General features: G+C 68.8%; 17 protein-coding genes and 3 pseudogenes. 8 read left to right on the top strand and 12 right to left on the bottom strand.

From position 1 onward, the window contains the following. The first annotated feature begins 146 nt into the window (after positions 1 to 146). Positions 147 to 1,484, top strand: coding sequence for an ABC transporter substrate-binding protein (locus FHR82_RS11545; RefSeq protein WP_184810250.1), 1,338 nt, complete (start codon positions 147 to 149; stop codon positions 1,482 to 1,484). A 6-nt stretch (positions 1,485 to 1,490) separates the two neighbouring features. Here the strand turns inward: FHR82_RS11545 and FHR82_RS11540 are convergent, their stop codons facing one another. From FHR82_RS11540 to FHR82_RS11530, 3 genes are all read right to left on the bottom strand, one after another. Beyond that, positions 1,491 to 2,444, bottom strand: coding sequence for a hypothetical protein (locus FHR82_RS11540; RefSeq protein ID WP_221463618.1), 954 nt, complete (start codon positions 2,442 to 2,444; stop codon positions 1,491 to 1,493). 104 nt (positions 2,445 to 2,548) lie between these two features. Continuing rightward, a complete protein-coding gene (locus FHR82_RS11535) occupies positions 2,549 to 3,439 on the bottom strand; it encodes a carbohydrate ABC transporter permease (RefSeq protein ID WP_184810249.1) in 891 nt (296 codons plus the stop codon). Further along, entirely contained in the window at positions 3,436 to 4,371 is a 936-nt protein-coding gene (locus FHR82_RS11530) for a carbohydrate ABC transporter permease (RefSeq protein WP_184810248.1), read from the bottom strand. The genes FHR82_RS11535 and FHR82_RS11530 overlap by 4 nt, the downstream gene beginning before the upstream one ends. Positions 4,372 to 4,505: 134 nt before the next feature. Here FHR82_RS11530 and FHR82_RS11525 point away from each other — a divergent pair, with 134 nt between their 5' ends. Continuing rightward, positions 4,506 to 5,870: a Gfo/Idh/MocA family protein gene (locus tag FHR82_RS11525; RefSeq protein ID WP_184810247.1), complete on the top strand. Its 1,365-nt coding sequence runs from the start codon at positions 4,506 to 4,508 to the stop codon at positions 5,868 to 5,870. 47 nt (positions 5,871 to 5,917) lie between these two features. Here FHR82_RS11525 and FHR82_RS11520 read toward each other — a convergent pair whose 3' ends face one another. Continuing rightward, positions 5,918 to 7,312 carry a pectate lyase family protein gene (locus FHR82_RS11520; RefSeq protein ID WP_184810246.1) on the bottom strand — a complete coding sequence of 465 codons (1,395 nt, stop codon included), beginning with the start codon at positions 7,310 to 7,312 and terminating at the stop codon, positions 5,918 to 5,920. 549 nt (positions 7,313 to 7,861) lie between these two features. Here FHR82_RS11520 and FHR82_RS11515 point away from each other — a divergent pair. Together FHR82_RS11515 and FHR82_RS11510 are read left to right on the top strand one after the other, a co-directional pair. Further along, positions 7,862 to 9,424, top strand: a complete 1,563-nt coding sequence (locus tag FHR82_RS11515) for a right-handed parallel beta-helix repeat-containing protein (RefSeq protein WP_184810245.1) — start codon at positions 7,862 to 7,864, stop codon at positions 9,422 to 9,424. Between the two features lie 59 nt (positions 9,425 to 9,483). Next, positions 9,484 to 9,648: pseudogene (locus FHR82_RS11510) on the top strand (DUF4383 domain-containing protein); the annotation flags it as partial. A gap of 33 nt (positions 9,649 to 9,681) precedes the next feature. On the opposite strand, the gene FHR82_RS11505 reads toward FHR82_RS11510, so the two are convergent. The 5 genes from FHR82_RS11505 to FHR82_RS11485 form a co-directional block, all read right to left on the bottom strand. Then, positions 9,682 to 10,464 carry a cytochrome c oxidase assembly protein gene (locus tag FHR82_RS11505; protein WP_221463617.1) on the bottom strand — a complete coding sequence of 261 codons (783 nt, stop codon included), beginning with the start codon at positions 10,462 to 10,464 and terminating at the stop codon, positions 9,682 to 9,684. Between the two features lie 70 nt (positions 10,465 to 10,534). Next, positions 10,535 to 10,993 (bottom strand): DUF2243 domain-containing protein, encoded by a 459-nt coding sequence (locus tag FHR82_RS11500; RefSeq protein ID WP_184810244.1) that lies wholly within the window; start codon positions 10,991 to 10,993, stop codon positions 10,535 to 10,537. Positions 10,994 to 11,391: 398 nt separating this feature from the next. Next, a complete protein-coding gene (locus FHR82_RS11495; RefSeq protein WP_184810243.1) occupies positions 11,392 to 11,646 on the bottom strand; it encodes a hypothetical protein in 255 nt (84 codons plus the stop codon). Next, positions 11,643 to 12,233 (bottom strand): hypothetical protein, encoded by a 591-nt coding sequence (locus tag FHR82_RS11490; RefSeq protein WP_184810242.1) that lies wholly within the window; start codon positions 12,231 to 12,233, stop codon positions 11,643 to 11,645. Before FHR82_RS11490 ends, FHR82_RS11495 begins: the two co-directional genes overlap by 4 nt. A gap of 12 nt (positions 12,234 to 12,245) precedes the next feature. Then, a complete protein-coding gene (locus FHR82_RS11485; RefSeq protein WP_311771018.1) occupies positions 12,246 to 13,532 on the bottom strand; it encodes a zinc-dependent alcohol dehydrogenase in 1,287 nt (428 codons plus the stop codon). Positions 13,533 to 13,823: 291 nt separating this feature from the next. Here FHR82_RS11485 and FHR82_RS11480 point away from each other — a divergent pair, with 291 nt between their 5' ends. The 3 genes from FHR82_RS11480 to FHR82_RS45940 all read left to right on the top strand — a co-directional run bounded on the left by FHR82_RS11480 (position 13,824) and on the right by FHR82_RS45940 (position 15,226). Continuing rightward, entirely contained in the window at positions 13,824 to 14,084 is a 261-nt protein-coding gene (locus FHR82_RS11480) for a hypothetical protein (protein ID WP_221463616.1), read from the top strand. A gap of 162 nt (positions 14,085 to 14,246) precedes the next feature. Next, positions 14,247 to 14,588 (top strand): hypothetical protein, encoded by a 342-nt coding sequence (locus FHR82_RS11475; protein WP_184810240.1) that lies wholly within the window; start codon positions 14,247 to 14,249, stop codon positions 14,586 to 14,588. 128 nt (positions 14,589 to 14,716) lie between these two features. Next, on the top strand, positions 14,717 to 15,226 hold the full coding sequence (locus FHR82_RS45940) for a DUF1360 domain-containing protein (protein ID WP_311771017.1): 510 nt from the start codon (positions 14,717 to 14,719) through the stop codon (positions 15,224 to 15,226). Between the two features lie 56 nt (positions 15,227 to 15,282). Here FHR82_RS45940 and FHR82_RS45935 read toward each other — a convergent pair. After that, positions 15,283 to 15,432, bottom strand: a pseudogene (locus FHR82_RS45935) (SDR family NAD(P)-dependent oxidoreductase); the annotation flags it as partial. A gap of 27 nt (positions 15,433 to 15,459) precedes the next feature. Here FHR82_RS45935 and FHR82_RS47960 point away from each other — a divergent pair. Beyond that, positions 15,460 to 16,097 (top strand): annotated as a pseudogene (locus FHR82_RS47960) (MmyB family transcriptional regulator). Here FHR82_RS47960 and FHR82_RS11460 read toward each other — a convergent pair. Then, the gene (locus FHR82_RS11460; RefSeq protein ID WP_184810238.1) at positions 16,078 to 16,458 is read right to left on the bottom strand and encodes a hypothetical protein; all 381 of its coding nucleotides are present in this window, start codon (positions 16,456 to 16,458) and stop codon (positions 16,078 to 16,080) included. The pseudogene FHR82_RS47960 and the gene FHR82_RS11460 overlap by 20 nt on opposite strands. Before the next feature lie 281 nt (positions 16,459 to 16,739). Continuing rightward, positions 16,740 to 17,450, bottom strand: coding sequence for a calcium-binding protein (locus FHR82_RS11455; RefSeq protein ID WP_221463615.1), 711 nt, complete (start codon positions 17,448 to 17,450; stop codon positions 16,740 to 16,742). Positions 17,451 to 17,765 lie beyond the last annotated feature (315 nt).

The following is a 17,765-nucleotide window of genomic DNA, read 5'->3' as shown; positions in this document are numbered from 1 at the left end:
GACGTCCATCGACGAGGCCTCCCACGAGGAGTATGTGCGCTCTTCGAGCCTATAGGAAACCGGTTCCCCACCTGTTACCGTAGCCTACGGAAACCGGTTTCTCACTTGGCGAGCCACGACTCGACGACGAGATGAGGTGCACGACCATGGGACTGCGAGGACGGCTGGCCGGCCTTGCCGCAGTCGCGGCAGCACTGGTGATCAGCGGCTGCGCCGGCCCGGGCAGCGGTACCGGAGCCGCCCCGGAAGGAGGGACGGAGGACTGGGGCGAGCCGAAGGGCACGATCGAGTTCTGGGACACCAACGCCAACCCCCGGCTCACCGCGAAGTGGGAGGAGTTGATCGCCCGCTTCGAGAAGGACAACCCCGAGATCAAGGTCGACTACGTCGGTCTGCCCAACTCCTCGTATCTGCAGAAGGTGCAGAACGCGCTGGCGACCGGTGAGATCCCGGACGTGCTGCTGATCGGCAACGACATCGCGAGCCTCATCGCGCAGAAGGCGCTCGTGCCGGTGGACGACGCGTTCACCGAAGGGGGACTGCCGGACAAGGTCGACAAGTCCATGGTCGAGACCGAGCGCGGCAACTCGGCCGACCGCAAGCTCTACAAAGCGCCGCTGACCGCGCTCTCGGACGTCATCTGGTACCGCAAGGACTGGCTCGCGGAGGCGAACCTGGCCGAGCCGAAGAGCTACGACGAGTTCTTCGCCGCCGCAGAGGCACTCACCAACCCCGGCGCCAACCGGTTCGGCTTCGCGTTCCGCGGTGGCCCCGGTTCGATGCCGCCGCTGCTCGCCATGACCTACGGGATGTCCGGCGTCGGCGAGTTCTTCACCGAGGACGGCAAGGCGACCCTCGACGACCCCGAGAACGTCGAGGCGTTCAAGCGCTACGCCGGGCTGTACGGCACCGTCAGCGCCACCGCCGACATCTCCAACGACTACCCCAAGATCGTCGCCGCGTTCGACGGTGGCTCCGCGTGGGCGATGCACCACAACCTCGGTTCCTACCAGGACCACGTGACGGCACTGGGGGCCGACAAGGTGGCCGGGGTGCAGCCGTTCCCGGACGAGGACGGGGTGATCACCGCGACGAGCCCGGCCATCTCCGGGCTGAGCATCCTGGCCGGCAGCGAGAAGAAGGCGGCCGCATGGGAGTTCGTCGAGTACATGAGCACCGAGGCCAACTCCGAGTGGGCCGAGACGGTGGGGCAGGTGCCCGCGTTCACCGAGGCGCAGAAGGGCGCGTGGGTGGAACAGTCGCAGCCGATCAAGGCGGTAGTCGAGGCGGCGGAGAACCCGAAGACCCGGTACGTGCGGTTGCCGACGTTCCTGCCGGACTGGGGCGCCATCCTCAAGACCGAGATGGAGCCGGACTTCCAGGCGGTGCTGCAGAAGACGATGCCCGCCGAGGAGTTCCTGTCGAAGTACGCGGCGCGCTTCGAGGAAGCCTTGGCGGAGTACAAGGAGAACGCGGGCAAGTGAACACCCTCATGTGGACAGTGCGCCGGTGAGGAACCGGATCGCCTGATCCTGCGTGGGCCCGTCGAAGCGGTGGGGACCGGGCACGGTGATGCCCTCGTAGGTTCCCGCCGCTCCGGCGAACCGCTCGCGCAGCACGGTGTCCGCCCGTGCCATGCCGTCCGGCGGGAACAACGCGTCGTCGGCCGCGTAGAGCACCAGCTGATGGTGCTCGCCGCGCGCGAAGGCGACGTCCGGCCAGTCCCTGCCGTGTGCGAGGCACGGGGTCGCGAACAGCCAGGAGTGCGCGTCGAGGTACGCGGGATACAGCTCGTCCACTGTGGACATCATGCATGCGATGGCGCTGGCGCGCACGCGTGGGTCCAGTGCCGTGAGCACCGCTGCCCGCCCGCCGCCGCCGGAGAACCCGACGACGCCGACGCGGTCCACGTACGGCAGGCCGGCGAGGACGTCGAGTGCGGTGAGGTCGTCGTGGGCGACGGCGCCCGCGTAGGTCGTGCCGAGCACACCGGCGAACTTGGCCACGGTCGGTTCGTGCAGGGCGGCCGCGGTGTCGTAGCCGGGTTCCTGTCCGGCCGCGCGGAGGGCTGCCATGGTGGTCCGCAACCGCCACGGTTCCGGTGTCAGCAGGAAACGCCGGGAGCCCCAGGAGAAGGCGTCGTGGGCGAGCACGGCGAACCCCGCGCGGGCGAGCCGTTCGGTGAGTGCGGAACCGCCGTAGCAGTCGTGGCGCAACCGTTCGGCGACCGGGGTGGCCGTGGTGATGAGGCGTTCGGCGCCCACGCTCTTGACCCCGGCGTGGCAGTGCAGCGCGAGGATGCCGGGCATCGCGCCGGCCGGCCTGGGTGAGGGGAGCACCAGCCACGCCCGCGTCGGCGGACCGAAGCGGGTCTGCCAGCACAGCTCGGTGATCGACACACCGTCGCGCCGCCAGCCCCGTGCGGTGCTCGGCGTGGCCGGCACCGGTGCGAGAACACCGAGAAGCGTGGCCAGTTCGCCGTCGAGGGCCGGGCCCGCGCGCCAGGCCGAGGGCCAGTCCTCGTAGCCGCCGATCGCGGACGGGCGGGTCAGCCTTTCACCGCCCCCGCCGACAGCCCCTGCACCAGGTACCGCTGGATGTACGCGAACACGAGGACCACCGGCACGACGGCCACGACACCGCCCGCGGCCAGCGCGCCGAAGTCCACGCTGTACTCACCGAGCATGTAGCTGAGGCCGACCGGCACGGTGAACTGCTCCTGCGAGTTCAGGAACATGAGCGCGAACAGGAAGTTGTTCCACGCGGAGATGAACGCGAACGAGCTGATCGCGACGATTCCCGGGCGCAGCAGCGGAAGCACCGTCGCGAGGAACCCGCGCAGCCGGCCGCAACCGTCGATCCAGGCCGCCTCCTCCAGCTCGATCGGGATGTTCCTGATGAAGCCCGCCATGAGCATCAGCGACAACGGCAGCTGGAACACGGCCTCCGCGACCACGATGCTCCACAGACTGTTGATCAGGAAAGTGGCGCGGAAGATGTCGAACAGCGGGATGAGCATCATCGCGCCGGGGATGAACTGGGTGAAGAGCATCATCAGCATGAAGATGCCCTTGCCGCGGAAGGAGAACCGGGCCAGGGCGTAGCCGCCCGCGAGCGCGATGGTCGTGCTGAAGAACACCGTCAGCACGGCGATGACCACGGAGTTCCTGAAGAACACCGAGAAGCCCGCGCCGTTCCACACCGTCGAGAAGTGGTCCAGCGTCAACGGCCACGGAAACAGCGAGGTCGAGCCGGTCTCGCGGAAGGCGAAGAGCAGGATCCAGTAGAACGGCACCAGGGTGAACAGCAGGTACAGCGCGAGCGGGACGTAGATCGCCCAGCGCGGGGTCTGCCTCGGATCGGTGTCGCGGCGGCGTGACCTTGCCACACGCGGTGGCCTTGGCGGGGCGGCCGGCGGCGCCGCGGTGGTCAGGCTCATGCGTTCTGGTCCTTCCCCACGCGTACCAACCAGAGATAGGTGACGGAGAACAGCGCGAGGATCACGAAGCCCGCCATCGTGAGCGCCGAGCCGTAGCCGAACTCCTTGGCGTCGATGGCCAGGCGTGCGACGTACAGCGGCAGCGTCATCGTGGCATTGCCCGGCCCGCCGCCGGTCAGCGTGTAGAGCAGGTCGACGTTGTTGAACTCCCACACCGCGCGCAACAGCGTCGAGATGACGATGGCGTTGCGCAGGTGCGGCAGGGTGATCGACCAGAACCGGCGCAACCGGCCCGCTCCGTCGACCTCCGCCGACTCGTACAGGTCCCGTGAGATCGACTGCAGGTCGGCCAGGATCAGGATCGCGAAGAACGGGATGCCGCGCCACAGTTCGGCGACGACCGCCGCCCAGAACGCGGAACCGGGTTCCGCCAGCGGGCTCGTCCCGTACTGGCCGATCCCGGCATCGGCCAGGTAGCGACCGAACCCGGTCGTGGGGTTGTAGATGAGCAGCCAGATCGTGGTCGTGAGCACCCCGCTCACCGCCCACGGCGCGAACACGAGCGCTCTCGCCATGGCACGGCCGACGAACGTCTCGTTGATGACGAGCGCCAGCGCGAGGCCGAACACGAGCTGGAGGCCCACCTCGACGACCACCCACTGCGCGGTGAACACGAGCGACTGCCAGAACAGGGAGTCACCCGCCATCGTCACGTAGTTGTCGAGCCCGACGAACCTGTTGCCCCACGGTTTGGTGACGTTGTAGTCGTACAGGCTGTAGTAGACGACGCTGCCGATCGGGTAGATGAGGAACACCGCGACCAACAGCCCGGCCGGGGCGATCAGCAGGTAGGGCGTCCACCGCTCCCGGCGCGCCCGCCGACGCCTGGTCGGCACCCCGCCAGCCGACGTGGCGGCGTCGAGCACGGCCATTGTGCGTCTCCCGTGTGGGTAACCGGTTTCTCACAGTGAAACGTACCCACACACCCAGGTCAATCCCTTGCTTTCGTACCACGCGTCCGCCACGTATGGTGAGTGAGAAACCGGTTGCTCAGACGGAGGAAGCCATGGCCATGCCCAGGCGGTACGCCGTGGTCGGCACGGGTTCCCGTGCCGGCATGTACGTCGACGCGATGCTCGGCGAACACGCGGACGTCGCCGTCCCGGTGGCGTGGTGCGACACGAACGAGCAGCGGATGTCCGCCTACGACGAACGAGTACGCCCGCACGACCACACGCCCGCGCACTACCACCCCGACGACCTCGCGCGGATGCTGACCGACGAGAAGGTCGACGTCGTGGTCGTCACCTCGCCGGACCACACGCATGCCCACGTGGTCACCACCGCTCTCGACGCGGGCGTGGACGTGGTGTGCGAGAAGCCGCTGACGATCGACGCCGACGGGCTGCTGGCCATCAGCGACTCGGTCGCGCGCTCGTCCGCGCGGCTGACCGTCACGTTCAACTACCGCTACTCGCCACGCAACAGCGCGCTGCGGCAGGTCATCGCGGACGGCACGGTCGGGGAGGTGCTCTCCGTGCACTTCGAGTGGCTGCTGGACACAGTGCACGGAGCGGACTACTTCCGGCGCTGGCACCGCGACAAGCGGCACTCAGGTGGTCTGGCTGTGCACAAGGCGACCCACCACTTCGATCTCGTCAACTGGTGGCTCGACGACGTCCCCGAGTGGGTCGTCGCGCACGGCGGCATGCGCTTCTACGGCCCGGACGGCGCGGGACGCCCCGCCGGTCCACGTCCCGCGCTCGCGCGCGACCTGGCCGAGGACGACCCGTTCCACCTCGACATGGCGGCCGACGAGCGGATGCGCAGGCTCTACCTCGAGGCGGAGAACGACGACGGCTACCTCCGTGACCAGGACGTGTTCGCGCCGGGCGGGAACATCGAGGACACCCTGAACGCACTCGTGGCGTATCGCGGCGGGGCCGCCATGACCTACTCGCTGACCGCGCACAGCCCGTGGGAGGGCTACCGCGTCGCCGTCAACGGCACATGCGGCCGCGCGGAGCTGGAGGTCGTCGAGCGGAGCCACGTCGCGCCGGGGGGTGCCGCACAACTGCTGGGCCCGAACGGCAAGCGACCAGCCGTCGACCCGAGCGTGACGCCGGGAACGGTTGACGGCTCGACCGGTGCGCGGCCCCACGGCTCGCGGCTCGTCGTCCAACGGCACTGGGGCGTCGCCGAGGAGGTGTCGATCCCCGAGGCTGCGGGTGCCCACGGTGGCGGGGACGCGATCCTCCTGCGGGACGTCTTCCGCGGCGCGGCACACGACCCGCTCCGGCGTCAGGCAGGCCACCTCGACGGGATGCGCAGCGTCGCGGTCGGGATCGCCGTCAACGCGAGCCTGCGGTCCGGGCAACCAGTGCGGCTCTCGGCGCTCGGCCTGGCCGACGAACCAGGCCACGCGACATGACACGGCGACCGGTGTCAACCGGCCGCCGTGTCGGAGGTCGCGCGGTGTCAGAGCTTGCCCGCGCCCGCACCCGTGGTGACGGATGTCCTGACGGTGCCGACGTTCTCGGCGGTGTAGCTGTACGGGATGGGGGCCACGGTGCCGTTGACCTCACACGGCCCGGAGTTGGTGAGCGAGTTGTCCCGTGCCACCAACCGCCCGGGGTCGGAGTCCGCGTATCCGCTCGCCGACCAGCACGCCTGTTGCACGTTCTCGAAGACGTTGCCCTCCACGAGCAGGCCGGCGTCCATGAGGGAGGCGATGGCGTACGACGAAGAGTTGTTGTTGACGTTGGAGTAGTAGTTGTTGAACACGTGGACCGTCTCACCGAAACGCACCCGGGGGCTGCGCTCGAACGTGCGGTCGAACCAGTTGTGGTGGTACGTGACCCGCAGGTGCCCCCTGTCCTCGCTCTCGTTGCCGTCGGAGTGGCCGACCAGCGAGGTCTTCCAGTGGTTGCGGACGATGTTCCACGACACGGTGATGTAGTCGGCGGCGTGGGTGATGTCGAGCATGCCGTCGTAGAAGTCGGGATCGTCCTCGATGGTGCTGGACATCGTGTTGTGGTCGATCCAGACGTGGGTCGCGCTCTCGATCTGGATGGCGTCGTTGCCGGGCACCCCGCGGATGTTCATGTTCTGGATGATCACGTTGGCCGGGGTCATGTCCTCGATGTTGAGGGTGGTGCCGGAGATACCCGAGCCGGAGCCGACGCCGCGGATCGTCTTGTCGGCACTGATCTCGACTGTGCCGGAGCCGCTGAGCATGCCGTTGACCAGGATCGTCCTGGCGCCCGAGTTCTGGGCCTGTGTCCGGAAGTCGGCGAAGGTGCTCACGGTGACCGTGGTGCCGCCCGCGCCGCCGGTGGTGCCACCGGCCTGCGTGGCCCACCCGAGGATCCCGCCGGGCGGCGGTGGCGGCGGCGGTTCGGTGTCACCGGTTTCGGTCTCGAGGTAGTCGATGTTGGGCAGACCGTTCGCGGTCGTGGGGTTCAGCCGGATCGTGTTGCTACCCGCGTTCACCGACACCGTCAGGGTCTTCGTGGCCCAGTTCGACCACGCCCCGGTGGCCTCGAACGACGGCGTCCGCACCGTGGACCCGTTCACGACGAGGTTCGCCGGACGGGCCGCCGTCGTGCCGTTGGCGAACCGCACGTCCACCGTCGCCGTGCCGGATTCCGCCGCGTTCACGGTGAACTGGGCATAGCCGCTCGTGGCGTTGGTGCCGTTGCAGAACCCACTACCCGAGAAACCGGAGTGGTTGGCATCGATCGTGCCGGAGCACACTGTCGGCGGGTCCTCTGCCTCATACCGCGCGGGCGCGGCGGACGCGGCGGACGAGGCCACCGCGACCAGTGCGCCGGCCAACAGGCCGACACAAGCGGCCATGATTCTTACGCGCATGGTTGTCTCCGTGGGATCAGTCATTCGTTTGACAATGGTTGGCGAGGGCAGCACCAGGCCCGGCCCGGGTTCACCCGGTGCCACCGCGGAGAAGGGAAGGAAAACGCTTTCCTACCGCATGTTAGGAGGTTCACCACGCGAGGTCAACGGCGGCTGCCGGGCTGATCATCGAATACCGGCCGCTGAAGGAATAGATCATGTGCGCGCTCCCAAGAAATCCGGATCGCGGCGCGGTAATCGCTTGTCCCAAGGTCTTCGTACCGCGGTGGTAAATGTGCGACAACTCGTTGACACGCGTGCGCCGGGTGCCTAGCGTAATAGGCAAGCGCTTTCCTGATCGCGCTGACTGGTCTCTCGAGTCAACGGAGGCAATGATGCCCCGATTCGGACCTCGTGTGCACTCGCCGTGTCACGGCACTCGCGCGTCTCTTTTGGTGGGTCGTAACCCCTTCGGGGGTCGTGTCGTCCGTATAGGACCCCGCCCACCCATGTCGCCTGCGCTCCCGCACTGATGAACGTCAAAGACAACGACACATTTGGAGATGGATGATGAGATTCCTGCCTCTCATCGCCGGCGCCGCCGTGGCGGCGGGCCTGCTGGCCCACGGCACGGCAGCAGCCGCGACCACACGGTACGAGGCCGAGAGCGCCCCCGCGGTCTGCGCCGGCACGCTCGATGCCAACCACTCCGGGTACTCCGGCAGCGGGTTCTGCAACGGCACCAACGCCACGAGCGGTTATGCCCAGTTCACGGTGACCGCCGCGGCGGGCACGGCCACGGTCGCGGTCCGGTTCGCCAACGGCACCACCAGCGCCCGGGCCGCTGACCTGGTCGTCAACGGCACGACGGTGCAGTCGTTGTCGTTCGAGGGCACGGGTGCGTGGAGCACGTGGGCCACGAAGACGTTGACCGTCACCACCATGGTCGCCGGCACCAACACGATCCGGCTCAACCCCACCGCCGGCGGCGGGCTGCCGAACATCGACTACATCGACGTCACCTCGGACGGCACGCCGCCGGACCCGGACCCGGTCGACACCCTGTACGTGGCACCGAACGGCACCGACAACGCCGCGGGCACGGAGTCGAACCCGACGACGCTCACCTCTGCGCTCACCCGCGTCAGCGCGAGCGGGACGATCTTCATGCGTGGCGGGACCTACCGCTACTCGGAGACGGTGACCATCGCGCAGGACAACAACGGCACCGCCAGCGCGCGCAAGAAGCTGTTCGCCTACCAGGGCGAGACCCCGGTGCTGAACTTCTCGGCCCAGAGCGAGGACCCGGCGAACCGAGGGCTCGCTCTGGGCGGGTCGTACTGGCACCTCCGCGGCATCGTCGTGGAGCGTGCCGGTGACAACGGGATCCTCCTCGCCGGCGACAACAACATCATCGAGCGCGTGGTGACCCGCTTCAACCGCGACTCCGGCCTGCAGCTGTCGCGGTTGATCGCCGGTGCTCCTTCGTCCCAGTGGCCGTCGAACAACCTCGTCGTGTCCTCGGTGTCGCACGACAACGCGGACTCCGACGGCGAGGACGCCGACGGCTTCGCGCCGAAACTCACTGTGGGGCCGGGAAACGTGTTCCGCTACACCGTGTCGCACAACAACATCGACGACGGCTACGACCTGTTCACCAAGTCCGACACCGGCCCGATCGGCGCGGTGACCATCGAGGACTCCCTCGCCTACGAGAACGGCACCCTGTCCGACGGCTCCCAGGCGGGCAACGGCGACCGCAACGGCTACAAGCTCGGCGGCGAGGACATCGCGGTCAACCACATCGTCCGCCGCAACATCGCCTACGACAACGGGAAACACGGGTTCACCTACAACCGCAACCCGGGCACGATGACGGTTTCGGACAACGTCAGCGTCGGCAACACCGAGCGCAACTTCAACTTCGACGCAGGCACCTCGGTCTTCCGTGGCAACACCTCCTGCGACAGCGGGTCCAACGACCGGATCATCGGCAACTCCGACAGCTCCAACCAGTTCTGGTCCGGCACCAACGGGTCCCGCTGCTCCTCCTACTCGGGCACCCTGCTCTGGTCGTTCGCTTCGGACGGCCGACTCGTCGTGACCTTCGGCACCAGGACGGTTGTGCGGTAACCGAACACAAGGGTCGGGCGAGGGTGATCGTCATCCCTCGCCCAGACCCGTGCGGTTCAGACCACGACAGCGCGGCGAACTTCGTGCCACTCAACACCGCCGACAACTGGTTGCACCTGTTCCTCGGCATCGGCATGGTCGGTCTCGGTCTCGGTCTCGGTCTCGGTCTCGGTCTCGGTCGCGCACTGCGCCGTGGTACCACCGCGCGGGGAGCCCGTGGCTGAGATGGCCGGGTCGCGCGGGCGCAGCGTTCACCATCACGTGAACCAGCGACTACGGCTGTATCCGGCCGTCTGGCCCTCCGGTTGCCGTCCGCCTCGCCTTCGTCCTCGGCGTGTCCGGCCGCGCGGCCGACACGTTCGCGCTGGACGGCGGTACCAGGTGGCGAAGAGAGCGGCGGCGAGTGCGAGCTCCGCGAGATCGCCGGCGTAGTACATCAGCTGGGCGGCCGTGCGGGCCTTCTCGCCGTCGGGTCCCGCGGGAGCGCGTGCGTAGAGGACCTTGGCGAGAACGGAATGGGCGGCGACGGTCAGGACGAGTACGAGGACGCGAGTGGTCATGCCGGGGCGGCGCGGCGCGGGGTCGGGGCCGGCGATCGACCAGGTGAACAGGTAACCGGCGGCCAGGTAGTGCAGGAGCAGCGCGTTGTGCGGCACCTGGCCGCCGGTGGCCTCGGCGAGCGGGGTCAGCAGGACCGCGTACAGGCCACCGACCGCGAGCAGTGCGGCGGTCGCCGGATGAACGAGGACGTGCACCGGGCGCGCGCGCAACACCCGGCCGATCCGCCGCCCTGTCGCAGGCTCGGTGACGCGGAGCAGGAGGGTGACAGGGGCGGCCAGGACCAGCCCGAGCGGGGCGACCATGCCCAGCAGCAGGTGCCGCGCCATGTGCGCCCGCGGATCGTGACCGGCCAGCACCGGTGACAGCGCCACCGCGGCCACGGCACAGCCGAGCAGCCACGCCGCGGTGCGACCGCGGGGCCAGCCGTGTGGACCGGTACCGGCGCGTACGGCAGCGGCCAGGTAGGCCAGCGCCAGCACGGCGACCACCACAACGATCGGCGACCATGTTCCCGGCTCCGCCGGGAGGTGCGAGTGACCGGGCACCGGATCAGCCGCCGCCGCGGCGGGCCGCCCGCCACGTCACCAGCGCTCCCGCGAGCAGGAGGAGCGCCGCCGCGATGTTCCAGGCCAGGTCGTAGGGCAGGAGGTCCACGCCGTAGCGGATCTGGTGCACGCGGAGGACCTTGTGGTCGACCAGGCCGTCGAACAGCTGGAAAACGCCCGCCCCGAGCAGAAATCCGCCCCACGCCGCGAACGGGACCAGCGCGCCGCGGCGGCGCAGGTCGGCGAACCAGAAGAAGCCCCCGGTGAGCGCCACCAGCTCGGCGGCGTGGAGCAGCCCGTCGGACAGCAGACCGACAACCTGGGTGGCGCGGTCGTAGAAGTGGTGCCAACCAAGGATCTGGTGGAAGACGACCTCGTCGACGGCCGCCATCGCCGCCACGCCGATGAGACCCGCGGCCAGCACCGAGGGCCGCAGCCCGGACTGTGTCGACGGAACCGCCATCCGCCACCTCCGTCATTCGTTCGACGAGGGCAACCGACTACCCCGGAACGTCCGGGTCCATGCCCCGCCCTGCCCGAGGGGCCCGCCCGCAACCAGCGACCTACACCTGCTGTCCTTCCCACATTCGATCAGCGGGTGCGGTGGCCTCACCAATCGCCACAGGGCGGATCTCAGACACGTGGCGGCGCGTTTCGCCGTGGCCTCAGGCCACATCGCGGCGTTCATGGCAGTCGTCTCCGATACGGCGAGAGGGCCGCTCACTCGCGGCGGGCTCGAGGGGAGGGCCAGGCGCACAACTGCTTGACGCCAGAGGTGGGAACACGGTGAACACCGCGTCACGCGGCTACCCGCTGTGGCGGCGACTATCCACACCGGGTTCCATCCAGGTCAGCCACGTATCAGGCACCCAGGCGGTCCGCCATGTCACTGAGAATGGCGGCGATGCGCTCCAGTTCTGGCGGCGAGTCCCTCGGGTCCCCGAGCTGGTCCAGGAGGCTGCGGCGCGACGCGACGAACAACGCTCCGCGGTACTCCTCGGTGTCCTGTTCGTGAGCGGCTATCACCTGCGGTTGTCCTTGCAGGAGCACCACAACCGGGTCCTCGACCTCGGATTTCAGCAGCCGTTCCACGACCTCGACGTCCACTGTGGTCACCGTGCACCGCCCTTTGCCGTCAGGGAACGGTTCCGGCGCCGTACCAGGCCGATGGCCAGGCCGCCCGCCAGTATCCACGGTCCCGCGACGATGACCGGGTCGAGCAGGTGGTGGGCGGCGTCCGCGCGTTTCTTCCCGTACCGCGACGAGATGCCGTGCCGGGAGAGCTCGCTCGTCACCCCGGTCTGGGTGATCGGGTTGTCCGGGCGCGGAGTCAGGAACGAGCGCAGGTGGTTCTCCCACGCGTCGACCCGGTCTGCGGCCAGGAGCAGCAGCCAGTGCGCGGCGCGTCCCTCGCTGTACTTGCGGTACGAGTACCTGCGCAGCGCACCGGAGATGCCCCTGGGTGGGCACGAGGTGCCGAAGACCGGAGTCAGGAACTTGTGCTCGATCGACCGCTCGCGAGGCCATTTCTCGGGTTGGCGTTCCGGGAAGTCCCAGTGGGCGCCGGTCCGGTCTTCCTGCCACCGCAACTTCGGCACCGACGGGCGGTCCTTCGGGTCCAGGTCCACGCCCCAGCCGGGAATGCGGGCCCGCAGCTGGTCGCTGGACTCGGTGAGCGGTGGCCGCTCCGAGGTGTACGCCATGATGTTCCCTTCTCAGCCGTTCGTGACGATGAGTGGCTTGATGCAGCCATCCAGCTTCGCGGAGAAGATGTGGTACCCCTCCGCGATGTGCTCGAGCGGGATGCGGTGGGTGACGATGTCGCTCGGCTTCAGGTAGCCGTTCCGGACGTGCTCGAACAGCCGCGGCCACTGCCGCTTGACCGGGCACTGGTTCATCCGCAGCGTGAGGCCCTTGTTCAGGGCGTCGCCGAACTTGACCGCGCTGAACATCGGACCGTACGCGCCCATCACCGAGACCGTGCCGCCCTTGCGGACCGAGTCGATCGCCCAGTTGAGCGCCACTGGTGAGCCGCCCTGCAGCTTCAGTTTGGCCGCCGTGACGTGCTGGAGGAGGTTGCCGTCCGCTTCGGCGCCCACCGCGTCGATGGCGACGTCGGGGCCGAGGTGGTCGGTGATCTTCTTCATGTGCACGACGATGTCGTCGTACTCGGTGAAGTTGTAGGTCTCGGCGTGGGCGAAGCTGCGTGCCTTCTCCAGCCGGTACTCCAGGTGGTCGATCACGACGACGCGCCCCGCGCCCATCAGCCACGCCGACTTCGCGGCGAACAGCCCCACCGGCCCGGCGCCGAAGACCACCACCACGTCACCCTCGACGATGTCGCCGAGCTGAGCGCCGAAGTACCCTGTGGCGAGCGCGTCGGTGAGCAGTACGGCGTCCTCGTCGTCCAGCCACTCGGGAATCACGGTCGGGCCCACGTCGGCGAACGGCACCCGCACGTACTCGGCCTGGCCGCCGTCGTACCCACCGCAGGTGTGCGAGTACCCGTAGATCCCGCCGACGGCAGTGGCGTTCGGGTTCACGTTGTGGCAGTTCGAGTACAGGCCCCGGGCACAGAACCAGCACGTACCGCAGAAGACGTTGAACGGCACCATGACACGGTCGCCGGGACGAACGTTGCGCACGTCGGGACCCACCTCGTCGACCACGCCGATGAACTCGTGCCCGAACGTCATGCCGACCCGGGTGTCGGGCATCATCCCGTGGTACAGGTGCAGGTCCGACCCGCAGATGGCCGCCATCGTGACCCGGACGACGGCGTCGCCCGGATGTTCGATCCCCGGCCTGTCCTTCTCCTCGACCCGGACCTTGTACGGCCCGCGATACACCATCGCACGCACCAGCGCCTCCTCCGACCAGTTGTCCCGCGGGCGCTCAGACTCGGCGAGCCGGGTCGCGACAGCGGGCCACCCGCGGCATTCGGTCCGCGGAGTACCCGCCGCGTAACCGGCGAACCACCCCCGCACCGACCGCAGGGCCACGACTTGGAGGGTCGTTGAGCGTTTCCGGCGCTTGGCCGCGGGTATCTGCTCGGTCCGAGCCGCTACGGGCTCTCGACGAAAGGGACAACCATGACCAGCGCAGCAGGCCAACCAGAGCAGATGGCAGGCAGACCCGGCGTGACGACAGGAGTGTGGCGCGGGTGAGAATCCGTCCTCTGGGTGGCCGTGTCGGATGCCTACTGATGATCGTCTTGTCGGTGCTCGTCTCAGTGGTACTGACCGTGGTGCTGAATCTCGTGCTCTGACGTGCCGCGCAAAGGGGTGACAGTCGTGATGACGCCGGACGAGCAATACGAGGTATCACGAGGACCACTGCGCGGATCGGTGGTGGTCTACCAGCACAGCCAGGACGACCAGGACCGGTTCCGCATCGGCGTGGTGGTCGGGCCGGTGGTGCCCGAACCGATGACCGGGGACCTGTGGGTCGGCGTTCGCCTGTCTCAGCACGCCACAGCGGGCTCAGCAGTCGACTTCATCGACGTCGCCGCCATCGTCGACACGAGCCCGCCCGACGATGGGCCCAGCCGCTGACGGTGGCGCAGGACTCGTCGAGCTCCCGCCCGAGGTTCGCGAGGGGCCTCATGGTCTGACCCCGGTTTGGGGCCGTACCGGTGAGGAATCCGCTGTGTACAGGGCGGATGCCGAGCGGAGGCGACGTCGATGACCGAACCGAGCGCACGAGGCAGATCACCCATGGCGCCACGGAGAGCCGAGCAGAAGCCCTCGGGACGTGGTGAACCCGACGACGGACCGCCGGATCCTGTGCCGGTCACCGGCCGTTTCCTGCTCGCGGGCATCGATGCGGTGCTCCCACGGCTGACACCACCCGCACCGCCGACACCCCAGCTGGTCGAAGACTTGCGCGCCGCCTTGGCCCGCACCGCCGCCTGCGGCGAGACCTGCCAGGTCGCCGCCGCGGCCGACGACGTCCGCCTCGCCACGACCCTGCTGCTCGCCGGCTCGACCGACGAGGCGTGCCAGGCGCTGCGGCACGCGCGGACCGCCCTGATCGACCGCCCCGACACCCACCGTTGAGCCGGTCGAGCCACCAGTGGGTGAATGGTCGGGCGGCGGGGCTGACGGCTCGGCGACCACGACGCGGAAGCCAGCGGCATATCCGCTTCCGGCCAGGGTAGCCAGCGGGCATGGCGAACGTGACCAGCGTGAGAGACCGGCTCCAGCGGAACGGGCGGCGGATCCGGCAGCGGTATTCGGGAGGGCAGGACCGTCCGCTGCTCGCGTACTCGGTCGTGCTCGGCGGGTACGCCGGCGTCGTCGGTGTGATGGGTGCGATCGGGCGGGCTCGTGGTGTTCGGCTGCCTGCGCGGTTCGGCGTGCAGGACACGGTGCTGTTGTGCCTGGCGACGCACAAGGCGAGCCGGTTGATCAGCAAGGAGTCGGTGACGAGCCCGCTGCGGGCGCCGTTCACCAGTTACGAGGAGCCGACCGGCGAGGCGGAGGTCAACGAGTCGGTGCGGGGCCACGGTGCCCGGCACGCGTTCGGTGAGCTGCTCACGTGCCCGTTCTGCCTCGGGGTGTGGATCGCGAGCGGGCTCACCGCGGGACTGGTGTTCGCGCCGAAGGTGACGAGGTTGGTCAGCACGGCGCTGACGGCGATCGCCGTCTCCGACACCCTGCAGATCCTGTACGACGGCGCCAAGAAATCCGTTTGAGCGGTACCTCGCTGGGTAGCCTGCACGGCCGACGCGGAGCCGCCCGTCTGCTCGATCTCGGCGGCGAGGGCTTCGAGGCGGTCGCGGCGGCGAGCCACCAGCACGACGGAGGCGTCGTCCTCGGCGAGCCGGCGGGCGGTGGCCTCGCCGATACCGCTGCTCGCGCCGGTGACGAGCGCGACGGTTCCGGCCAGTTTCGATGTCATGGGCTGCTGTCCTCCTGAGGGTGCGGGATGGGATCAGGCGTGGGCGAGGCTGGTGGACAGCTCGCGGTGGGCTTCGGCCTGGGCGAGGAGGTCGTTGGCCTTCTGTTCGAAGGTGGCCACGGCGTCGGCGCCGGCGGCGAAGCGCACCGGGGGCTCTTCGAGGGCAGCGAGCTCGACGAGGGCGTCGGCGAGCTTGGCGGGATCGCCGCGGTTGCGCTGTACTCACCGATCTACGCCGACCCAGCACGACCGGCCAACACCGCCAGGTTCGTCTTCCTCGACCCGCACGCGACCCAGTTCTTCCGCGACTACGACAAGGCCGCCAACGACACCGTCGCCCTGCTGCGCGCGACCCTTACGACCGGGACCTCTCGGACCTGATCGGCCAGCTCTCCACCCGCAGCGAGGAGTTCCGCCGCCGCTGGGCCGCGCACAACGTCCGCATCCACATCAGCGGCGTCAAACTCCTCCACCATCCCGTCGTCGGCGACCTCGACCTGGCCTTCGAGTCCCTGGCCCTGCCCGCCGACACCGGTCAAAGCCTCCTCACCTACACCACCGAGCCCGGATCGCCCACCCAGGATGCCCTGGGCCTACTGGCGAGCTGGGCTGCAACCGGCGACAACCTCGGGCTACCCCGCTCTCTCAGGGACGCGGAGCACTGACTTGGACGGACCGCGGTGACGGCTGGGTGCGGGGGAGTCGGCCGGCAGCGCCGGGCTGTCGACGATCAGCTGGCCTCGACCTCGTTGAGCCGCGTAGCCGGTTGGCGTTGCCTGCACCGGTGGCGTGTGCGAGTCGTTCGGCGGTGTTCGTGTCGAGCACGTCGTCGGCGAGCCAGGTGTCGAGGAGGCGGCCGAGGTGGTGGCGCCACAGCGCGGCCGCGAGGTGGTGCAGTTCGGGCAGGACGTTGCCGTCCGACGAGTACAGCAGCGACTCGAACGGGGCGACCTCGAGTGTCTCGGCCAGGACGCCGCCCGCTCTGGTGCCGACGAACGGGATCATCAGCCCGGTGTCCACGTACACACGTGGGCAAGGTAGGCGGCGTTGCGGTGTGCCGCGCCTGATCGTCGGTGGGCTGGTCGCCGGGTAGGTCGAGCCCGGACTGGTAGGTGAGGACGGATTTCAGTGCGACCGCGTCGTGTGCCCGCTCGCGCGGTTCGGCGCGGAACCGGTCGAGCAGTGTGGCCGCTGAGTCCGCTTAGGAGCCCGGTGAAGCAGTCCGCGTCCCCGACGTCAAACGGCCGCGCTCTCACCGAGGCGCGGTCGTTTTCGTCGTCCCTGTTCATCCGGGGCGAGTAACTGGATCAGCTGGTGGGGGTTGCTTGCGGCGTGGTCGGCAGGAGGCAGGCGTAGCTCAGGGGGAGGAGGTTCACGAACGTTCCGCTGGCTCCGGTGCAGATGTTGCTGGCCTCCTGGACGCGGCGGTTGGTCGGGCTGAGGGGGTTGAACACGCAGATGTATCCGACCGGGTTCACGGTGAGGGACAGCACGCCGCCGGTTGCGTGGCACAGCGCGGTCGCGTTTCCCAGGCCCGAGCCCGGGCCCGTTACGGGCGGGGTGCTGGTGCTCTCGCAGCTGGCGTGGATGTCGGGGTCGGGGGCGGGGCCCTGGCAGGTGTCGACGCCGTCGCCGCCGTCGAGGCTGTCCTGGCTGCCGTCGTTGGAAGGGCCGATGAGGGTGTCGTTGCCCGCGCTACCGGAGATCGTGTCGATGCCCAGGCCGCCGGTGATGGTGTCGGCGCCGGTGCCTCCGGTGATGGTGTCGTTGCCGTCGCCGCCGTCGATCGTGTCGTCGTAGGCTGAGCCGGTGATGGTGTCGTTGCCGCCGTTGCCGTTGATCGTCTTGGCGGGGTCGGTGCCGCCGCAGTCGATGGTGTCGTTGCCGGGGGTTCCGGTCACGACCGTGCCGGTCTGGGTCACGCCGGCGCTCACGACGCAGTTGATGGCGGCCTGGGCGGTCAGCGGGGCGACTGCCCACAAGACCGGGACCGCGAGAACTCCGGCCAGTGTGGCCACGATTCCCCGGCGGATCTGACTTCGTTGAATCCTCATGTCTTCATTTCCTGGAACGCATTATTAGCGATGACTCGCACGGGCGCGGCGCGCCGGCGGGATTGAGTTCGTGTGGACCACGCGTCGCCGACCTTTCGGCGTTCGCTTCGTTCACACAAAGAACCTCGGTTCGTGATCTGCGTCCGCGATCATCGCGGGTATGTCACGTTCACCGAGGTCTGGGGTACAGCACGCGACGTTACTCCTGCGCGGCGGAGATTGATACCGCTGCACCCCGAATGGACGCACGCTCCCACGGAGATCTGCCCATATACCCAC

It is taken from the genome of Actinophytocola algeriensis, from assembly GCF_014203735.1.
Lineage (GTDB): Bacteria > Actinomycetota > Actinomycetes > Mycobacteriales > Pseudonocardiaceae > Actinophytocola > Actinophytocola algeriensis.
Note: the sequence above shows the minus strand (reverse complement) of the source record. Positions and strands in the feature narration are given on the sequence as shown.